The 19008-nt window shown below is 60.4% G+C and carries 19 protein-coding genes; 15 read left to right on the top strand and 4 right to left on the bottom strand.

Annotation, left to right across the window (positions count from 1 at the left end):
* Window positions 1–27: 27 nt before the first annotated feature.
* From C8K66_RS27070 to C8K66_RS27020, 11 genes are all read left to right on the top strand, one after another.
* On the top strand, window positions 28–963 hold the full coding sequence (locus C8K66_RS27070) for a glycosyltransferase family 2 protein (protein ID WP_046488486.1): 936 nt from the start codon (window positions 28–30) through the stop codon (window positions 961–963).
* Between the two features lie 69 nt (window positions 964–1032).
* The gene (gene gmd, locus C8K66_RS27065; RefSeq protein ID WP_046383834.1) at window positions 1033–2154 is read left to right on the top strand and encodes a GDP-mannose 4,6-dehydratase; all 1122 of its coding nucleotides are present in this window, start codon (window positions 1033–1035) and stop codon (window positions 2152–2154) included.
* A 2-nt stretch (window positions 2155–2156) separates the two neighbouring features.
* Window positions 2157–3134 (top strand): GDP-L-fucose synthase, encoded by a 978-nt coding sequence (locus tag C8K66_RS27060; protein WP_079443577.1) that lies wholly within the window; start codon window positions 2157–2159, stop codon window positions 3132–3134.
* Window positions 3134–4342, top strand: a complete 1209-nt coding sequence (locus C8K66_RS27055) for a glycosyltransferase WbuB (RefSeq protein ID WP_108526500.1) — start codon at window positions 3134–3136, stop codon at window positions 4340–4342. Before C8K66_RS27060 ends, C8K66_RS27055 begins: the two co-directional genes overlap by 1 nt.
* A gap of 5 nt (window positions 4343–4347) precedes the next feature.
* Window positions 4348–4806, top strand: coding sequence for a GDP-mannose mannosyl hydrolase (locus C8K66_RS27050; protein WP_046383831.1), 459 nt, complete (start codon window positions 4348–4350; stop codon window positions 4804–4806).
* Between the two features lie 22 nt (window positions 4807–4828).
* Window positions 4829–6238, top strand: coding sequence for a mannose-1-phosphate guanylyltransferase/mannose-6-phosphate isomerase (locus tag C8K66_RS27045; RefSeq protein WP_046383830.1), 1410 nt, complete (start codon window positions 4829–4831; stop codon window positions 6236–6238).
* Between the two features lie 240 nt (window positions 6239–6478).
* Window positions 6479–6718: a hypothetical protein gene (locus tag C8K66_RS27040; protein ID WP_046383829.1), complete on the top strand. Its 240-nt coding sequence runs from the start codon at window positions 6479–6481 to the stop codon at window positions 6716–6718.
* 88 nt (window positions 6719–6806) lie between these two features.
* Window positions 6807–7919: a polysaccharide biosynthesis/export family protein gene (locus C8K66_RS27035; protein ID WP_079443579.1), complete on the top strand. Its 1113-nt coding sequence runs from the start codon at window positions 6807–6809 to the stop codon at window positions 7917–7919.
* Between the two features lie 13 nt (window positions 7920–7932).
* Window positions 7933–8592 (top strand): YjbF family lipoprotein, encoded by a 660-nt coding sequence (locus tag C8K66_RS27030; protein WP_046383827.1) that lies wholly within the window; start codon window positions 7933–7935, stop codon window positions 8590–8592.
* A complete protein-coding gene (locus tag C8K66_RS27025) occupies window positions 8589–9356 on the top strand; it encodes a capsule biosynthesis GfcC family protein (RefSeq protein WP_108526498.1) in 768 nt (255 codons plus the stop codon). Before C8K66_RS27030 ends, C8K66_RS27025 begins: the two co-directional genes overlap by 4 nt.
* A complete protein-coding gene (locus C8K66_RS27020; protein WP_057004819.1) occupies window positions 9353–11428 on the top strand; it encodes a YjbH domain-containing protein in 2076 nt (691 codons plus the stop codon). Before C8K66_RS27025 ends, C8K66_RS27020 begins: the two co-directional genes overlap by 4 nt.
* 38 nt (window positions 11429–11466) lie before the next feature.
* Here C8K66_RS27020 and C8K66_RS27015 read toward each other — a convergent pair whose 3' ends face one another.
* From C8K66_RS27015 to C8K66_RS27000, 4 genes are all read right to left on the bottom strand, one after another.
* Entirely contained in the window at window positions 11467–12858 is a 1392-nt protein-coding gene (locus tag C8K66_RS27015) for an undecaprenyl-phosphate glucose phosphotransferase (RefSeq protein WP_108526496.1), read from the bottom strand.
* A 255-nt stretch (window positions 12859–13113) separates the two neighbouring features.
* Complete coding sequence (locus C8K66_RS27010; RefSeq protein ID WP_108526493.1) at window positions 13114–13785, bottom strand: helix-turn-helix domain-containing protein; 672 nt, start codon at window positions 13783–13785, stop codon at window positions 13114–13116.
* 30 nt (window positions 13786–13815) lie between these two features.
* Window positions 13816–14571, bottom strand: coding sequence for a hypothetical protein (locus C8K66_RS27005; protein WP_108526491.1), 756 nt, complete (start codon window positions 14569–14571; stop codon window positions 13816–13818).
* A 4-nt stretch (window positions 14572–14575) separates the two neighbouring features.
* Window positions 14576–15292: a winged helix-turn-helix domain-containing protein gene (locus C8K66_RS27000; protein ID WP_046383821.1), complete on the bottom strand. Its 717-nt coding sequence runs from the start codon at window positions 15290–15292 to the stop codon at window positions 14576–14578.
* 471 nt (window positions 15293–15763) lie between these two features.
* On the opposite strand from C8K66_RS27000, the gene C8K66_RS26995 reads away from it, so the two are divergent.
* Genes C8K66_RS26995 through C8K66_RS26980 form a run of 4 tightly spaced genes read left to right on the top strand, consistent with a single transcriptional unit; the run spans window position 15764 to window position 19008 of the window.
* The gene (locus tag C8K66_RS26995; protein ID WP_046383820.1) at window positions 15764–16795 is read left to right on the top strand and encodes an isopenicillin N synthase family oxygenase; all 1032 of its coding nucleotides are present in this window, start codon (window positions 15764–15766) and stop codon (window positions 16793–16795) included.
* A gap of 13 nt (window positions 16796–16808) precedes the next feature.
* Window positions 16809–17603: a MetQ/NlpA family ABC transporter substrate-binding protein gene (locus C8K66_RS26990; protein ID WP_057004850.1), complete on the top strand. Its 795-nt coding sequence runs from the start codon at window positions 16809–16811 to the stop codon at window positions 17601–17603.
* Window positions 17600–18346: a methionine ABC transporter ATP-binding protein gene (locus tag C8K66_RS26985; RefSeq protein ID WP_079443584.1), complete on the top strand. Its 747-nt coding sequence runs from the start codon at window positions 17600–17602 to the stop codon at window positions 18344–18346. Before C8K66_RS26990 ends, C8K66_RS26985 begins: the two co-directional genes overlap by 4 nt.
* Window positions 18343–19008, top strand: coding sequence for a methionine ABC transporter permease (locus C8K66_RS26980; protein ID WP_057004814.1), 666 nt, complete (start codon window positions 18343–18345; stop codon window positions 19006–19008). The genes C8K66_RS26985 and C8K66_RS26980 overlap by 4 nt, the downstream gene beginning before the upstream one ends.

Below are 19008 nucleotides of genomic sequence, written 5' to 3'. Positions count from 1 at the left end.
ACCTGCCTCACCTGCACGGTGGCTGACATGAAACGCGAAACCGTCAGTGTGATCATCCTCACCTACAACGAAAGCCTGCATATCGCCCGCGCGATCGAGTCGGTGCGCGCCTTCAGCGACGAAGTGCTGGTGGTCGACTCGTTCTCCAGCGACGACACCTGCGAGATCGCCCGGCGCCACGGCGCCCTGGTGGTACAGCACGCGTTCGTCAACCAGGCCAAGCAGTTCCAGTGGGCGTTGGATAATTTGCCGATCACCGGTAACTGGACGATGCGCCTGGACGCCGATGAAATCATCGAGGCCGACCTGGCGGCGCAGATCAACACGCGGCTGCCGACGCTGGACCAGGGCATCACCGGCATCAACTTCAAGCGCAAGCATATTTTCATGGGCCGCTGGGTGCGCCATGGCGGCCGCTACCCGTTGAAGATGCTGCGGCTGTGGCGCACGGGGCAGGGGCGCATCGAAGATCGCTGGATGGACGAGCACATCTCGGTGGCCGAGGGTCGCACCATCACCCTGGAGGGCGGGTTTGCCGATCACAACCTGCACGACTTGACGTTCTTCACCCACAAGCACAACCAGTACGCGACCCGTGAAGCGATTGAGATCATCAACTCGCGCCTGGGGTTGTTTGCGGTGCGCCATGAATTGAATGAGGGCCACAGTTCGTTCCAGGCCAAGCTCAAGCGCCTGGTTAAAAACCGGGTGTATAACCGCGTGCCGTTTACCTTGAGTTCGACGGCGTACTTCCTCTGGCGCTACATCGTTCAACTGGGTTTTCTCGATGGCCGCAGCGGCCTGGTTTATCACTTGCTGCAAGGTTACTGGTACCGCTTTCTGGTGGGCGCCAAGGTGCTTGAACTGGAAACCGCGATCGCTCACTTAGACGATAAGGACTCAATCGTCCGCGAACTTTCAAAGTTGACCGGACATAACTTGACGCTGCCCATACCGAAATAACTGACCGTTTTTAACAAACACCCAAGTTCGGGTGTCGGCCTTCGCTCGCCTATTATTTGGGAGATAGACATGAAAAAAGTCGCGCTTATTACCGGGATTACCGGGCAGGATGGTTCTTACCTGGCGGAACTGTTGCTGGAAAAAGGCTACGTCGTGCATGGCTTGAAACGCCGCTCTTCGTCGTTCAATACCCAGCGCATCGATCACATTTACCAAGACCCCCAAGCCCTGCATAAAAACCTGATCCTGCATTATGGCGACCTGGCGGATTCGTCCAACCTGACGCGCATCATCCAGCAGATCCAGCCGGACGAGATCTATAACCTCGGCGCCCAATCCCACGTGGCCGTCAGCTTCGATTCGCCGGAATACACCGCCGACGTAGACGCCCTCGGCACCTTGCGCATCCTCGAGGCCATCCGTCTGCTTGGCCTGGAAAAGAAGACCCGCTTCTACCAGGCCTCCACGTCCGAGTTGTACGGGCTGGTGCAGGAAACCCCGCAAAAGGAAACCACGCCGTTCTATCCGCGCTCGCCCTATGCCGTGGCCAAGCTGTATGCCTACTGGATCACCGTGAATTTCCGCGAAGCCTACGGGCTGTATGCCTGCAACGGCATCCTGTTCAACCACGAGTCGCCCCGTCGTGGCGAAACCTTCGTCACCCGCAAGATCACCCGCGCCTTGACCAACATCGCCCTGGGCCTGGAGCAATGCCTGTACATGGGCAATATGGACGCCTTGCGCGACTGGGGCCATGCCAAGGACTACGTTCGCATGCAGTGGATGATGCTGCAGCAGGACAGTCCCGAAGACTTCGTGATTGCCACCGGGGTGCAGTATTCGGTGCGCGATTTCATTCGCTGGTCGGCGGCGGAACTGGGGCTGCGCTTGCGCTTTGTCGGCGAGGGCGTGGAGGAAGTCGGGGTGGTCGAGCACATCGACGGCGACCTGGCGCCCGGCATGCTGGTGGGTGACGTGATTGTGCGGGTGGACCCGCGCTACTTCCGCCCGGCGGAAGTCGAGACGCTGTTGGGCGACCCGTCCAAGGCCAAGCAGAAGCTGGGCTGGGTGCCGGAAATCAGCGCCCAGCAGATGTGTGCGGAGATGGTCCGCGAAGACCTGCAAATCGCGCGGCGCCACGCGTTGCTGCGCCTGCACGGCCACGATGCGCCGATTGCCGTGGAGAACTGAGCATGGCACGTGATCTGAACGCACGGATCTTTGTCGCCGGCCATCGCGGTATGGTCGGCTCGGCCATCGTGCGCCGCCTCTGGGCCTTGGGCTATACCCAGATCCTCACCGCCGGCCGCGATCGACTGGACCTGTTGGACCCCGCGGCCGTGCACGCGTATTTCGCCGAACAACGGGTCGACCAGGTGTACCTGGCGGCGGCCAGGGTCGGTGGGATTCACGCCAACGCCACGTACCCCGCCGATTTCATCTACCAGAACCTGATGATCCAGGCCAATGTGATCCACGCCGCCCACACTCATGGGGTGTTCAAGTTGTTGTTCCTCGGATCGTCGTGCATCTACCCGGTGCTCGCCGCCCAGCCGATGACCGAGCAGGCGCTGCTTGCCGGCTCGCTGGAACCGACCAACGAGCCCTACGCCGTGGCCAAGATCGCCGGCATCAAGTTGTGCGAAAGCTACAACCGCCAGCACGGGCGCGATTACCGCAGTGTGATGCCGACCAACCTGTACGGCCCGGGCGACAACTACCACCCGCACAACAGCCATGTGATCGCCGGCTTGCTGCGCCGTTTTCATGAGGCGGTACAGCGCGGTGACGAAGAAGTGCTGATCTGGGGCAGCGGCGCGCCACGGCGCGAGTTCCTGCATGTGGATGACATGGCGGCCGCCAGCGTGCATGTGATGGAACTCAGCCAGGAGGGCTATGGCGAACACACCGAGCCCATGCGTTCCCACGTCAACGTCGGCACCGGCGTGGATTGCACCATCCGCGAACTGGCCGAGGCGCTGGCCCGGGTCACGGGCTTCAAGGGCCGTTTGCGGTTCGATACCAGCAAACCCGACGGTGCGCCGCGCAAGTTGCTCGATGTCAGCCGTATCAACGCCCTCGGCTGGGAAGCCTACGTGCCGTTGGAGGAGGGGCTGCGCGATGCCTACAACGCGTATCTCGCGGCCCTCGAACAGCCTCGGGGCCATTAATGAAGATCCTTTTGTATGGCATCAACTACAGCCCCGAGCTGACCGGCATCGGCAAGTACAGCGGTGAACAGGCGCGCTGGCTCGCCAGCAAGGGCCACGCGGTGCGGGTAGTCACGGCGCCGCCGTATTACCCGCAATGGCAGGTCGGCGAGGGCTACTCGGCGTGGCGTTTTCGCACCGAACAGGTCGACGGCGTGACGGTGGTGCGCTGCCCGTTGTACGTGCCGCGCAAGCCCACGGCGCTGAAGCGCTTGCTGCACCTGATCAGCTTTTCCGCCAGCTCGTGCCTGGCGGTATTGGGGCAACTGCGCTGGAAGCCGGACCTGGTCATCCTGGTGGTGCCGACCTTGTTCTGCGCGCCCCAGGCCTTGTTGTTGGCCAGGCTGTGTGGCGCCAAGTCCGTGCTGCATATCCAGGATTATGAAGTCGATGCGATGTTCGGCCTGGGCCTGGGCGGCAGCCCGTTACTGCGGCGACTCGCGTGGGGTGTGGAGCGCGGCTTGCTGCGGCGCTTTGACCGGGTCTCGACGATATCCAGCGGCATGCTGGAGAAGGCGGCCGGCAAAGGCGTCGAGGCGCAGCGCCTGCTGTTCTTTCCCAACTGGTCGGAGACCGAGCGTTTCCTCGATGTACCGCGCAACAGCGGGCTGCTGGAACGGCTCGGCGTGCCGGCGGGAAAGCGGGTGCTGTTGTACTCGGGCAACATCGGCGAGAAGCAGGGGCTCGAACTGATCCTCGATGCCGCCCAGGCTCACGTCCATCGCCCGGAGCTGGTGTTTCTGATCGTCGGCCAGGGCGCCGGCCAGGCCCGCCTGCTGCAGCGCGCGCACAGCGAGGGCCTGCACAACGTGGTCTTCGCCCCGTTGCAGGCCTATGAAGACTTGCCTGCGCTGTTGGCCTCGGCGGACGTCCACCTGGTGATCCAGAAACGCGGCGCGGCGGATTCGGTATTGCCCTCCAAGTTGACCAACATTCTGGCCGTCGGCGGCAATGCGATCATCACCGCTGACCCCGACACCACCCTTGGCCGGCTGTGCGACGAGCATCCGGGCATTGCCGTGCGGGTCGAACCCGAATCGGTCAGCGCCCTGAATGCAGGGATCGAGCGGGTGCTGGCATTGCCTGTGCGCAACAGGGTGGCGTTGAACTACGCCGCGGATTTTCTCGATAAAGAGCGTGTCCTCCAACGCTTTATGGCACAGGTCTGACGCTTATGTGGCTTGATTTACCGACCTTCAATACGGTCGTGACGTCGACGCCGTTGGTGGCCATCGACTTGATCGTGAGGAAACCCAACGGCGATACGCTGCTGGGCTTGCGGATCAACCGGCCGGCCTATGGCTTCTGGTTCGTCCCCGGCGGGCGCATCCAGAAAAACGAAACCCTGGACGACGCCTTCCGCCGCCTGACCCACGAAGAACTCGGCCACACCTTCGAACGCGCCGATGCGCAGCTGCTGGGTGTGTTCGAGCACTTCTACGACGACAGCGTCTTCGCCAACGCCGGGAACGGCCCGGACACCCACTACGTGGTGCTGGGTTATTGCCTGACCCTTGCCGAGAATCAGGTCCTGGAACCGCCCACCGAGCAGCATCGGCATTACCGCTGGTGGCCGCTGGATGAGCTGCGCTACAGCCCACGTGTACACGAGAACACCCGTGCCTATTTCTGACCCTCTATCGAAGGACGCGTTCATGTTATTACCGGTGATCTTGGCGGGCGGTTCGGGTTCGCGCCTGTGGCCGCTCTCGCGGCAACTGAACCCCAAACAGTTCTTACGCCTGACCCATAAAAGCCTGTCGATGTTGCAGCAGACCATCGGTCGACTGGAGGGCGCGGATGTCGCCTTGCCGCAAGTGATCTGCAATGAGCAGCACCGTTTTCTGGTGGCCGAACAATTGCGTCAATTGGGCATGGAGCAGGCGAGCATCCTGCTCGAACCCATGGGGCGCAATACCGCGCCGGCGATTGCGCTGGCGGCCTGCAAGGCGCTCGACGAGTCCCGCGACCCGATCCTGCTGGTGCTGGCGGCGGATCATCTGATTGAAGATGTTCCCGCGTTTCATGCCAGCCTCGCGGTGGCGCTGCCGCTGGCCGAGGCCGGCAAGCTGGTGACGTTCGGCATCACGCCGACCAGCGCGCACACCGGGTACGGCTATATCGAGCAGGGCGAGGCGGTGGGCGAGGGCGGGTATGCGGTGAAGCGTTTCGTCGAGAAGCCGGATGCCGCCACCGCTGCCGACTACGTGGCGCGGGGCGATCATTACTGGAACAGCGGCATGTTCATGTTCCGTGCCAGCCGTTACCTGGACGCCTTGGCACGCTTGCAGCCGGCGATTCTCACGGCCTGCCGCGCGGCGTTGGCCGCGGGTAGCCAGGATCAGTTGTTCACCCGGGTCGATGAGGCGCTATTCGCCGCCTGCCCGGACGACTCCATCGATTATGCGGTGATGGAAAAAACCAGCGACGCGATCATGGTGCCGTTGCAGGCCGGTTGGAGTGATATCGGTTCCTGGTCGGCGTTATGGGAAGCCAGCGAGAAAACCGACGGCGGCAACGTGCTGCAGGGCGATGTGCTGCAACTGGATACCCGCGATACCTACGTGAACGCCGACAGCCGCCTGGTCGCCACGGTGGGCGTGCAGGACCTGATCATCGTCGAAACCAAGGACGCGGTGCTGGTGGCGCACAAGGACCAGGTGCAGCAGGTCAAGGGCATTGTCGACCAACTCAAGCGCGACGGGCGTCATGAGCACCTCAACCATCGTGAGGTCTACCGGCCCTGGGGCATGTATGACGCCATCGACAGCGGCCACCGCTACCAGGTCAAACGCATCACCGTGAAGCCCGGCGCCAAGCTGTCGGTGCAGATGCATCATCACCGTGCGGAGCACTGGATCGTGGTCAGCGGTACGGCCAAGGTCACCAATGGCGAACAGACGTACCTGGTCTCGGAGAACCAATCGACCTACATCCCCATTGGCCAGGTGCATGCCTTGGAGAACCCTGGCGTGATTGCACTGGAATTGATCGAAGTGCAGTCGGGTTCTTATCTGGGCGAGGACGATATTGTGCGTTTCGAAGACAAGTACGGCCGGGCCTGAGGTTTTCCGACAATTAATAACATTTGCTCCGATGTTAAACCGCCAGCCTTGTTAGTTTCGCGGCCTCAACGTGTTGATACACGGGGGCTGGCTTCGAGAAATGTTATTTTCGAACGAATACGTTCAACTTTCCGGGTAATGTCCGGGCTGGTGCGTTGTTTACTTGAGTGGCACTATCAAGGTGTATTTCAGCGGCACCCGCTCGTTTGCTAAATGCTCACTATCGATAAGGAGTCTGATATGAGAAAACAACTGGCTATTATTGTGCTCAGTCTCTTGAGTACTTCTGCCATGGCTGCCGAGTTGCCGCTTGGCCTGAGTACCGCGGTGGTCGGCTCTGTGACGGTGGGGGAAACCCTGCTGGTCGGCGCGGCCCTGGTCGCGGGCGTCGCCGCCGCGTCCAGCAGCGGTGGCAGCGCCAATGGAGGCACCACCACAGGCACCACTGGCACCACGGGTACCACCGGTACCGGCAACTAACAGAACGCCTTCCGCTTTATAAGACTGCTTGGAAACCCCTCCCAAGTAGTCTTTTTTTCTTGTCGTTTATCGCGAGTGTCTTAGCACTATGATGCGTATTTTTTCTGTGGCGGTCGTGGCCTCCGCATTGTTACAAGGCTGCATGTTTGCGCCCGGTCAATATATGGATACCGAGGCAATGACCAAGGAGGGCGGTGCTGAAAGCAGTCGCGTGGAGTTGATCCCGATTACTCCAAAGTTGCTGGCCATGGACGCGGCGACTCAAGTCTCTTATGCGCTTCCCAAAGAACTGCTCGATTATAAACCCGGGCCCTATTTGATCGGCCCAAATGATGCGTTGTACATCACGGTCTGGGACCATCCGGAATTGACTGCGCCTTCCGGTCCGCAGCAGCAAATCGATGCCAACGGGCGCCTGGTCAACCCCGACGGCAACCTGTTCTACCCCTACGTGGGCGAAGTGGTTGCCAAGGGCCGCACCCTCGCGGCGCTGCGCAGTGAAATCACCGATAAGCTCCGTCAGTACATCGACAGCCCCCAGGTGGATATCAGTGTGCTGCGTTTTGCCAGCCAGCGAGTGGTGATCACCGGGGCAGTGCTCAAGGCTGGGCCTGTACCGATCACCACCACCCCGATGAGCGTCATGGAGGCCATCGGTGCTTCCGGCGTCGATCCGATCAATGCCGACCTCTCGAACCTCACGCTGACCCGCGGCGGCAAGCGCTACACACTCGACCTGGACACGTTCAATCTCAACCCGTCGCGCTTGAACGATATCTACCTCAAGGACGGTGACCAGTTGTACCTGCCCTACAACGACCGCAAGCGCATCTATGTGATGGGCGAGGTCATGCAGCCCCGCGCATTGAGTTTCAAGACACGCAGCATGAACCTCACGGATGTGTTGGGCTCGGTGGGCGGCATCAACCAGAACACCTCGAACGCCGATGCGATCTACGTGATCCGCGGCGCACAGAACCTGGACACGCAACCGGCCAAGGTCTTCCATCTGCAAGCCGGCTCCCCGGCAGCCATGGCCCTGGCCACGCGCTTCGACGTGCAGCCCCAGGACGTGGTGTTCGTCGGCCCCGCCAATATCACCCGCTGGAACCGGGTCATCAGTCAGTTGATACCTTCCGCCTCGATCATCGGCACCGGTGCTTCCACCCAAAACAACCTGAGCGAAGCCAACAGCCGATAAGGGTGGAACCTGCGTGAACAGTGTGAAAACCGGTATTTACGTGTGCCTTGCGTGGCTGTTGTGCGGCTGTAATCCACTGATGCAGGCCTCGCTCGATACCTTCAAGGCGGCCGTCGTCGGACCTGCGCCATTGGTGCTGAGCCAGGCCCAGGTGGACGCCGTGCCGTTTCCCCAGATCAAAGTGACCACGGTGTCCAGCGAAGGCGTGATGGCGTTGATTCGTCAGCGCGACGACCTGCAGTTCTGGGTCGCCTCCGGCAAACAGGTGCTATTGATGCGCGATGGCCTGGTGGTGCGTACCGTTGGCCTCGGCACTGATCTGGATGGCACGCGCTGGCAAGGGCAGTCGCCGTTCCAGCAGGGGCTGCACCGCGTGCCGGACGGCTACCGCAGCAGCCGGCAGATCGACCTGGTGGATGGCTATCGCGTCGGCATCACCGTCACCAGCCGTCTGACCCGCGAGGGCATGGAGACGCTCGAGATCCTCGACAAGCCTTACACCTTGTTGCGCGTCGATGAGGACATCGAAGCCGAGGCCCTGGGGTTTCGTGCGCGCAACCGCTATTGGGTCGACCCCACTGACGGCTTCATTGTGCAAAGCGAACAGCACCTCAGCCCGCGCCTCACGTTGAAAATCACCCAACTGCAACCCGCCCGCAAGGAGGCCCGATGACCGCCCGCAAACGATGGGCGCTGGCGCTGTTGTGGAGTTGTGCCAGTGCATGCCACGCCGCCCTGACGGTGAGCGGCCAAGTCCTGCACCCCGGGCCGATCGCCCTGCCGCCCGAGGCGCGCTTGCTCGACGCGATCATTGCGTCACAACCGGATGCCCAGGGCTATTGGCTGGCGGCGGCTTGGCTGCACCAGCCATTGATCGAGCCCCAGGCCCGGCTCAAAGCCGGTGTGCTGTTTGACCTGGATACGTTGCGCCAGGCTGCCTTGGCCGCCGGGTACGACAGCCGGGCCGACTTGGCGGCGCGCGTTTATCGACAGGTGCAGGCCTTGCCGGTGACCGGCCGGCAACGCGCGATGCTGGACCCGGTGGCGGTGGAGGTCGGTTTTGCGCCCAATCTGCGGGTCAGCGACGGCGATCGACTGATCTACCCGCCCAGGCCGGCAGGTGTGCGCGTCCTGGGCGCGGTCGCGCAGCCTTGCACCCTGGCGTTCCTGCCGATGCGGGCGGCACGCGATTATCTCGACGAATGCCCGGCGGTGGCGGGGGCCGACGTCGACTACCTGTGGCTGATCCAGCCCGACGGCCTGGTCACGCGCCTGGGCATTGCCCCCTGGAACCGCGAGACGGCGGCCGCGCCTGCACCGGGCAGCACGCTGCTGGTGCCGCTGCGCAGCGACGACCTGGAACCGCCCACCCCTGAGCTGAACCAACAACTGGCCGAGTTTCTTGCCACCCAACCCCTGGCTGAGGTCACGCCTTGAAATTATGTATTGCAGCCGTGCTGCTGGTGCCCTGTGGCGTCGCGCACGGCGATCCGCGTTACACCCAGAGTGATTTTGGCGGGGTCGGGCTGTTGCAAACCCCGACCGCACGCATGGCCCCGGCCGGCGAACTCAGCGTCAATGCCAACCGCACCGAACCTTACAGTCGCTACAGTTTTTCCGCGCAACCGCTGGACTGGCTCGAAGGCACCTTTCGCTACACCGCCATCACCAACCGCCCCTATGGCCCCGAATCGTTCAGTGGCAGCCAGAGCTACAAGGACAAGGCCGTCGACGCCAAAGTGCGTCTCTACGAGGAAAGCCACTGGTTGCCCCAGGTCGCGCTGGGGATGCTCGACCTGGGCGGCACCGGGCTGTTTTCCAGCGAGTACCTGGTGGCCAACAAGCGTTATGGCGAATTCGATTTCAGTGCGGGCATCGCCTGGGGTTACCTGGGCAGCCGGGGCGATTTCGGCAACCCGCTGGGCGCGCTGAGTGATCGCTTCAACGAGCGGCCCACCGCCGAAGGTTCCGGCAATTTCTCCAACGGTTACTTCCGCGGCCGGCCCGCGCTGTTTGGCGGCGTCGCCTACCAGACACCCTGGGCGCCGTTGAGCCTCAAGCTGGAATACGAGGGCAACGACTACCAAAACGAGCCTCGAAACAACCATCTGCGCCAGGACTCGCCGGTCAACCTCGGGCTGGTTTACAAGGTGGCCGACTCCGTCGACCTGAGTGCCGCGTGGGAGCGCGGCAACACGGCGATGTTCGGTATCACCCTGCACACCAATTTCGTCAGCCGCAAGGCGCCGGTCAAAACCTACGACCCGCCGGCCCCCAAGCTGCCCGCCCAGGCGCCGAGCGTCGCGATGGATCAAGTGGATTGGGCCGCGGTGTCCAAGCGTTTGCAGGACAATGCCGGCTATAACGTGCAGCGGATTGCCCAGCGCGGCCCTGAGTTATTGGTGTATGGCGAGCAGCAGCGCTATCTCTACAGCGCCAAGGCCGTGGGGCGCGCCAGCCGTATCCTGGACGACAGCGTCAATGACCAGATCAGCTGGTTCACCCTGGTGAGCGAGCGGTACGCCATGCCGATCGAAGAAACCAGCGTGCCCCGCGAGACGTTCCGCGAGGTGGTCAACCAACGCGAGCCCCTGCAGACCCTGCATCGCCAGACCGAAGTCAACCCGCCCAGCGCCCAGGCGCAAACGCTGCTTTACACCCAAGCGCCCAAGCCCCTGAGCTACGGCGTCGGGCTGGGTTACAAGCAGAACGTCGGCGGGCCGGATGGCCTGCTGTATCAGATTTCCGCCGACCTCGACGCCGAATACCGCTTCACCCGCAACACCTGGTGGAGCGGCCTGCTCAGCGTCAACCTGCTGAACAACTACGATGGCTTCACCTACGACGCGCCCAGCGGCTTGCCGCGCGTGCGTACCGATCTGCGCAAGTACATGACCAGCTCTGACGTGACCGTGCCGACGTTCCAGCTCAACCACGCGGTGCGACTGGATCAGGACCTGTATGGCATGGTCTACGGCGGGTTGCTGGAATCGATGTACGCCGGTGTCGGCAGTGAGGTGCTGTACCGGCCGATGGGCCAGCGCTGGGCCTTGGGCGCCGACCTGAACTACGTGCGCCAGCGCGGGTTCGAACAGGACTTCAGCCTGCGCGACTACCGCACGGTCACGGGGCATATCACCGGCTACACCGACTTGCCGTTCAACACACAGGGTGCGCTGAGTGTCGGTCGCTACCTGGCCCGGGACTGGGGCGCCACCCTGGACTTGTCGCGCGAGTTCAACAATGGCGTGCGGATTGGCGCCTGGGTCACCCGCACCACCGCGTCAAAAGAAGCCTTTGGCGAAGGCAGCTTCGACAAAGGCCTTTACCTGTCAATTCCCTTTGATGAGCTGATGAGCCTGTCGACGATGCGCCGCGCCAATCTGGTGTGGGCGCCGCTGACCCGCGATGGCGGCGCGCGCCTCAATCGCGCGTATTCGCTGCATACGATGACCGATGGCCGTGACAGTGATCTGTTCTATCGGAACTTCGAGAAGATCACTGAATAGACAAGGAAAGGGGGACGTGAAGTCCCCCTTTGTTTGCCTCAGTAAATGTCTTTGGACAGCAGTGTGAACGGCGTTTTCAGCAGGATCTTGATGTCCAGCCACAGTGACCAGGTGTTGATGTAGCGCAGGTCGATGTCGACGCGCTTTTGCATCTTCTCCAGGGTCTCGGTCTCGCCCCGGCACCCATTGATCTGCGCCAGCCCCGTGATACCGGGCTTGATACGGTGGCGCGCCATGTACGCGTGAATCTTCCCTGAGTAGTAGTCGTTGTGCGCAACCGCATGGGGCCTTGGACCGACCAGGGCCATGTGCCCTTGCAGCACGTTGAACAACTGCGGCAGTTCATCGATGGACGTGCGGCGCATGAAACGCCCCACGGGGGTGATGCGTGAATCGTGGCGGCTGGCCTGGCGTACTTCGTGGTCGTCATGCACGCGCATCGAGCGGAACTTCCAGACCTTGATCACCTGACCGTTCCAGCCGTGACGGTCCTGCTTGAAGATCACCGGGCCGGGGGAGGTCAGTTTGATCAGCACGGCGAACAGCAACAGCAGCGGGCTCAGCAGGATGAGCGCGAGCAAGGCCACGCTTTTGTCCAGCAGCGACTTGCTCAGTGCGGCGGTCGGACGGCTGGTCAGCGGGCTTTCATTGAGGAAAATTGCCGGCAGGCCGTCCACCTCGGCCACGCAGTGATTGAGCAGCAGCATGTTGTTGAGGTCGGGGACCCAGATGACGTCGACGCTGATCTCCAGCAGGTTGATGTACAGCGCCTCGATATGGGTGGCTTCCTGCAGCGAATGGGTGATGTACAGCCTGCGGATGCCGTGCTGCCGGATCAACTGCGGGAGGTCCGGTAGCTCGCCGAGTATCTGCGATTGCACGCCCGGGGCTGCAGTCGCCGTGGCGCCGACGAGGCCGACCAACGGTGAGCGTTTTTGCCGGGAAAGTGTTTTCGCCAGGTCGGCAGCAAGTTTACCGGTACCCACGATCAGCGATTTATGTCGCTCGTGAAGTTGCCCGTGGTAATAGCGGGAAAGACTGTGGACCGGGATGTAACAGAGCGCCAGCACGGCATAACTAATCGCCGCCCACAGTAGCAGGATTTCGAGGGGGAACAACGCGTTAGCATTGCAGGCAATACCCACCGCAACCAGTATCAGCAGGGTAAGTAACCAACCCATGAAGAGTCGGCCCAGTCCCACCGCGTAATCATCTTTCTTGCTGTAGACGTCACATAACATATAGGCCGGGATCGAGGCCAATATGCTAAAGGCAGCCAATACCCGGTAGGGATATTCCAGCTGGCCAGTCTTTAAAATAACCAATGCAAATAACAGTGTGACGACCAAACTTGACGCCAGCGTCCACTGCCCCCAAAAGGTCAGACCTTTGGGTGTTAGGTTACGATGCATTCTCCGGTTATTCAGCATACTACTGCTCCCAGTGGTGACCACTCATGGTGGCAGGCTTAAGCGAGGCGTGGCATTGAAACAGCCAAATAGACAGGCACGCGTAGGCGCGCACAGATTGATATTAATCAACGGCAGGGGGCAGTAGCTGACGAGTTATAACAGGCACATAGCGATAGTTAAGTGGCTGTTGGGTGAGACGGATTGTTATAAAAAGGCAGAGAGTGGAGCGTGATCAACGCCAAGATTAACGACTCTGGAATTATTATATTTTTTTCAGCGAAGCTGCTGGGCGAGTTCCAGGGGGTTTTTTATCCTCTGGGTCAAGCAATAGCCCCGATTTCTCACCGAACGGAACAAACGCTCGCCATCGTTGACGCGCTTGAATTTTTCCTGAAGTCGGCTGAGGCACATTTCCAGGCCGCGATACAACTCGGGTTCGCGACCAATATTGCGAATAAGTTCTTCTTTACTCACCACGCGTTCTTCATGGTGTAACATTTTTTTGATAAGTGCTGACTCAATCGTGGTCAAGGAAATGCGTAAACCACCCTTGACCAGCATTCGATCATGTTGTGTAAAGGTCCAGTAGTCGGGTGCCTGTAGCGGAGGTTTTTCAGTGAGGGTTGCCAGCGCTTTTTGAGGCCTGTCGGTGCTGTGGAGTTGAACATTTAGTTCCAGTTTATTGTAGGGTTGCAATGTTTTGTAAATGACCGGCGTTGATGCGTTATTGGCGCTGTCGGGTTTTTCGATCGTTGAATTGTTAGTGTAGTGCGAATTGAAATACTGGTTGCCAAACAATGGCGTGCTGGTTGCCTGGGTTTCTGCTGTCTTGGTTCGCGGCGGGCAAGCGATATCGCCATAGAGTAACTCCGCATGCGACGCAAAGTCGGGCAGCGGAATAAAGGTGGGCGTAGTGGTGGATAGGTGTTTTTTGAGTGAGCTCATAGTGGTTACCATGGTCCTATGGGTTGAGTTTTATACATTTTCGGCCGGCGAGTAATAACCGCCCTGAAAGTAATTGAAAGGCAAGCGCTTAGCGAGTGTTGCACTGTCAGAGAATTCAACTTTGTCTGCAATGAATGAGGCTCGGCTGGTGCTTATCAGTTCTAACATGCGGTCGTAGAGCCGGTCGAACAGATCCGAGCGTATATTCAGGCTGAGTCTCAGGAGCACATCCGGAAATGGCATTTTTATATAGTCATAGAGTTTCAGTTCGATCAGCAGGTCAGTCTGCTTTGTATCCAGTGTGTAGTTATTGTAGGCAAGCTTGATACTGCTGCGGTCTTTGAGGTTATACAGTTGGCGCACCATCGCGCGGCGTTCTGTGGGGCCGGGAAGTGCGTCCAAGGGGTTTTCTATAGTGATAACGAGTTGCTGCTTATAGCTTTCCAAGACATGCGCGACCTGGATAAGTTCCTTGAGCGTGTCTTCGGACATAAGCGCTGATTGCTCGATGCGCAGAAATTTATGAGTCACCGGCTGTGCAGAAGCAAGTGGTAAATGGCTGAAATCGGCAGTCATGCGTGGGTCGATGCGCGACAGGGCGTCACGGTAGGCGCATTTAAGTTGAGCGCGATACAAAGGCTGCGAATGCTCTGGGAGATTGAGCAGATTATGTGCGCTGGTTACGCGAATCTCATTGCCCCAAAGTGCGCAACTGCGCTCAACTATCGCTTGTCTGAAGAGCTTGGGTTGGGCTATTGTGACAGGCGATATTTTCTCGTTATTCACGATGCTATCTCTCCTGGGTTGGGTGCAAATACTGGGCGGAAATAATCCCACGGCTCAACTTGTAACCGTAGCCACGGATGTTCTGAATGATATTTTCGCCATAGCGCGCCTTGATTTTGCTGCGCAGGCGGCTGATGGATTTTTCCAGGGCTCGGGAGTCGTAGAATTTGGTGTTGAGCCCCATAACATTGGCGATTTCATCGTGACTGAGCAGTCGGTTATAGATCAGCGCCTCGAGAACTTTCATTTCGATGAAGGAAATCTCAAGTTTCTGACCGTTGCCGTAAATGCACATCCGGTCCTGATCGAGAATAAGTTTGCAGCAGTCCAAGCGATACGTTTCATTGAGAAACGCCTCGACTAAACTCAACTTTTCTTCAGGGGAGGTTTCGGTGACTTTTAGGCAGTAGTCCGCGCCGGCCAAATAATATTTGGTTTTACTTTGAGTAGAGGCGAACGTGATGAAGACAACTATTAGGCCAGTCGGGTTTTTATGCCTGGTTTTTTTTATGATGTCCAGGGTTTGACTGCTGGCAGAAGGCGTGTCGATTTCTATGACGATGGCGCGATAATCGGCGTGATCTTCATGGTGACCGACTAGTTGACCGTAGCTGCGTGTATCGACTTTTAAATCATTCGGTACAGTGCGAACTATAAGTGCTCTGAAATCCTCAGTTTTAGACGTAGTCCGTGCAATAGCGAGGACGTTGGAAAAATGCATCACCTACTCCCTTTTCTGGCATGCAAGGCCGACAGTTCAATCGCTGCTAGCGTTAGATACTAATCGAATTGATTCCGCCAAAACGTGACAAATTTTAACATTCGTAGCTTTATTCTAAAGGCTGCAGCGGGGTGCGAGGGAGGTGTTGCGGGTGCGGCGTTTGCATGGGTGTACACATATGCTAGTGCAGATTGTTAGTGTGCGATAAGTATCTTAGGTCAATTGGTTTTTAGGCCAATGGCGATTTAATTTTTTCTATAAATGAGGCCAGGTGACGGGGCGACTAATTGCCTTAAATCGCCAGCAATTTGCCACCGACGCCTGCCCGGTGCTGTCGATTCTGCGCTTTACCTGCGCGGTCCTCCCGGATCCGACGACGGCTTAAGCTAATTCTAAAAAGGTATTTATTACCGTTTTTTAAGATCGTTTAGCTTGGTCGCTCCCCCAAGACGTTCATGGAGTGAGCCGCCGATGCTGCAATCAATCACCGCCTTGCCGCTGCTGGACCTGTCGCTGCTCGATGGCAGCCCGGCGCAGCGCAGCGCGTTTCTCGATGAGCTGCGTTTTGCCGCGCGGCATGTCGGCTTCTTCTACCTCACCGGTCACGGTATCGCCCCGGCGTTGCTGGCCGAGGTGCAGCAGCAGGCGCGGGCTTTTTTCGCCTTGCCCGAGGCAGACAAGCTGGCCGTCGGGATGATCAACTCTCCGCACTTTCGCGGCTATAACCGCGCGGCCTCGGAAATCACCCGGGGCCAGCCGGACCTGCGTGAGCAGTTCGACGTCGGTGCCGAGCGCGAACCCTTGGCCGTCGCGCAACACCCCGCGGCCTGGGCGCGCCTGCAAGGCCCCAATCAATGGCCGGCGGCGCTGCCCGAGCTCAAACCTCGGGTGTTGGCCTGGCAGCACGCGATGACCCGGATGTCGTTGCGCCTGCTGCGCGCGTTCGCCCAGGCCTTGTCCCTGCCCGAAAATGCGTTCGACGCGCTGTACGGCGACAAGCCCAACGAACATATCAAGCTGATCCGCTACCCCGGTCGCCACGCCGGGCAGAGTCGCCAGGGCGTTGGCGCGCACAAGGACTCCGGCTTCCTGAGTTTCCTGCTGCAAGACCAGCAGGCCGGTTTGCAGGTGGAAGTGGAGGAGGGGCGCTGGATCGACGCCGCGCCGCGGCCCGACACGCTGGTGGTGAACATCGGCGAATTGCTCGAGCTGGCCAGTAACGGCTATCTGCGCGCCACGGTCCACCGCGTGGTGTCGCCGCCGGTGGGCCGCGAGCGCGTGTCCCTGGCGTTTTTCCTCGGCGCGCAGCTGGATGCGGTGGTGCCGGTGTACCCGCTGGCGCCCGAACTGCTGCGCGATGCCCACGGCCCCACCAGCGACCCGCGCAACCCGTTGCTGCGCGACGTCGGCTGGAACTACCTCAAGGGCCGCCTGCGTTCCCACCCGGATGTGGCCCAGCGTTTCTACGCCGACGCCACACTGCCCCATGCACTGTCCGCCTGATCAGGAGATCACTCTGTTGAAGACCTTCACACTAACCCTGGCGGCCTTGCTGAGCGCTTTCAATGTGGCGGCCGCCGATGCCTTGCGCGTCGCCGCCGACCCGATTCCCCATGCGCAAATCCTCGAATACGTGCAGAAGCTCGACCCGGACCTGAAGCTGAACATCATCGAGATCCCCAGCGGCGTGAACTCCAATGAGTTGCTGGCCCATGGCGATGTCGACGCCAATTACTTCCAGCACCTGCCGTATCTCAAGGCCCAGGAACAGGCGCTCGGCCAGACGTTCGCGGTAGCCGCCACCGTGCATATCGAACCGTTGGGGATCTATTCGCACCGCCACACCCGCTTCGACCAGGTGCCGGACAAAGGCACCGTCGCCGTGCCGAATAACGTCACCAACCTCAGCCGCGCCCTGTACCTGTTGCAAGCCAATGGCCTGATCACCCTCAAGCCGGGCTTCAACGATGCGTCCAAGGACCAGGCCACCCCCAAGGATATCGCCGAGAACCCCAAGCACCTGAAGATCCTGGAAATCGAATCGCCGCAGATTCCCCGGGCGCTGGAGGATGTCGACCTGGCAGTGATCAATGGCAACTTCGCCCTGGAAGCCGGGCTGCAACCGGCCAAGGATGCGCTGGGGCTGGAGAAGGCTCAGGGCAACCCTTACGCAAATATTCTGGTGACCACGCCCAAACTGGCGCAGGACCCGCGCATCCAGCAACTGGCCAAAGACCTGCGCTCGCCGGCGGTGGCCAAGTTCATCAGCGAGAAATATGCCGGTTCGGTGATCCCGGTGGCGCTCGAATGATCGTCGTCGAGGGTGTCAGCAAAACCTACGCCGACGGCCAGCCGGCGGCGCTGGACAACGTGTCGTTGCAGATCGCCGATGGTTCGATCTTTGGCATCGTCGGCCGCAGCGGCGCCGGTAAAAGCACGTTGCTGCGCTGCCTTAATCTGTTGGAGCGGCCGACGTCCGGGCGCATCCTCATGGATGGCCAGGACCTGACCCGGTTAACCGGCAAGGCGCTGCGCCAGCAACGCCAGCGCATCGGCATGATCTTCCAGGGGTTCAACCTGCTGCACTCGCGCAACGTGGCGGATAACGTCGCGGTGCCGTTGGAGATTGCCGGGGTGCCCAAGGCCGAGCGCGTCGCGCGGGTGGCACAGTTGCTGGCGTTGGTTGGCTTGAGCGACAAGGCGGCGGCGTTTCCGTCGCAACTCTCCGGTGGGCAGAAGCAGCGTGTCGGCATCGCTCGCGCACTGGCCGCGCGCCCGGCGTATTTATTGTCGGATGAAGCCACCAGCGCCCTGGACCCGGAAACCACCGCTTCGATCCTGGCGCTGTTGCGCGATATCAACCGGCAACTGGGGGTGACCATCGTGTTGATCACCCATGAGCTGGACGTGGTCAAGGCGATCTGCGACAGCGCGGTTTCCCTGGCGGCGGGGCGCGTGGTGGAAAGCGGCACGCTGCTGCAACTGCAGGCCGACCCGTCCTCGCGCCTGGGCCGTGCGCTGGCGCCCAACCTGCAGGTGGTGAGGGCGGGATGAAAACCGACTGGGATGAAGTTCTCCAACTGCTGCTCAACGCCACCGGCGAAACCCTGTACATGGTGCTGCTGGCGGGGCTGTTCACCTTGTTGATCGGCCTGCCGTTGGGCGTGCTGCTGTTTATCAGCCGCGCGGGTGGGCTGTTCCCGCTGCCAAGGCTCAACCGTGCGTTGGGTGCGGTGATCAACCTCGGGCGTTCGCTGCCGTTTGTGGTGATGCTGATCGCGCTGATTCCGCTGACCCGCCTGATTGTCGGCACCACCCTGGGCAGCACGGCGGCGGTGGTGCCGATCACCATCGGTGCTTTTCCGTTTTTCGCACGCATCGTCGAGACCGCCCTGGATGACGTGGACAAGGGCCGCATCGAGGCGATCGTGGCCATGGGCGGCGATATCCGCCATGTGATTTTCAAGGTGCTGCTGCCCGAAGCCTTGCCGGCGCTGGTGGCCGGGGTCACGTTGACCCTGGTGATGCTGATCGGCTTTTCCTCCATGGCCGGGGTGATCGGCGGCGGTGGGTTGGGCGACTTGGCGATTCGCTACGGCTACCAGCGTTTCAACAACCAGATCATGGTGGTGACGGTGGTGGTGTTGGTGGTGCTCGTGCAGGGCGTGCAAAGCCTGGGCGATCGCTGCGTCAGGTCGTTGGCGCATCGCCGATGA

It is taken from the genome of Pseudomonas sp. GV105 (assembly GCF_003058185.1).
GTDB lineage: Bacteria > Pseudomonadota > Gammaproteobacteria > Pseudomonadales > Pseudomonadaceae > Aquipseudomonas > Aquipseudomonas veronii.
Note: the sequence above shows the minus strand (reverse complement) of the source record. Positions and strands in the feature narration are given on the sequence as shown.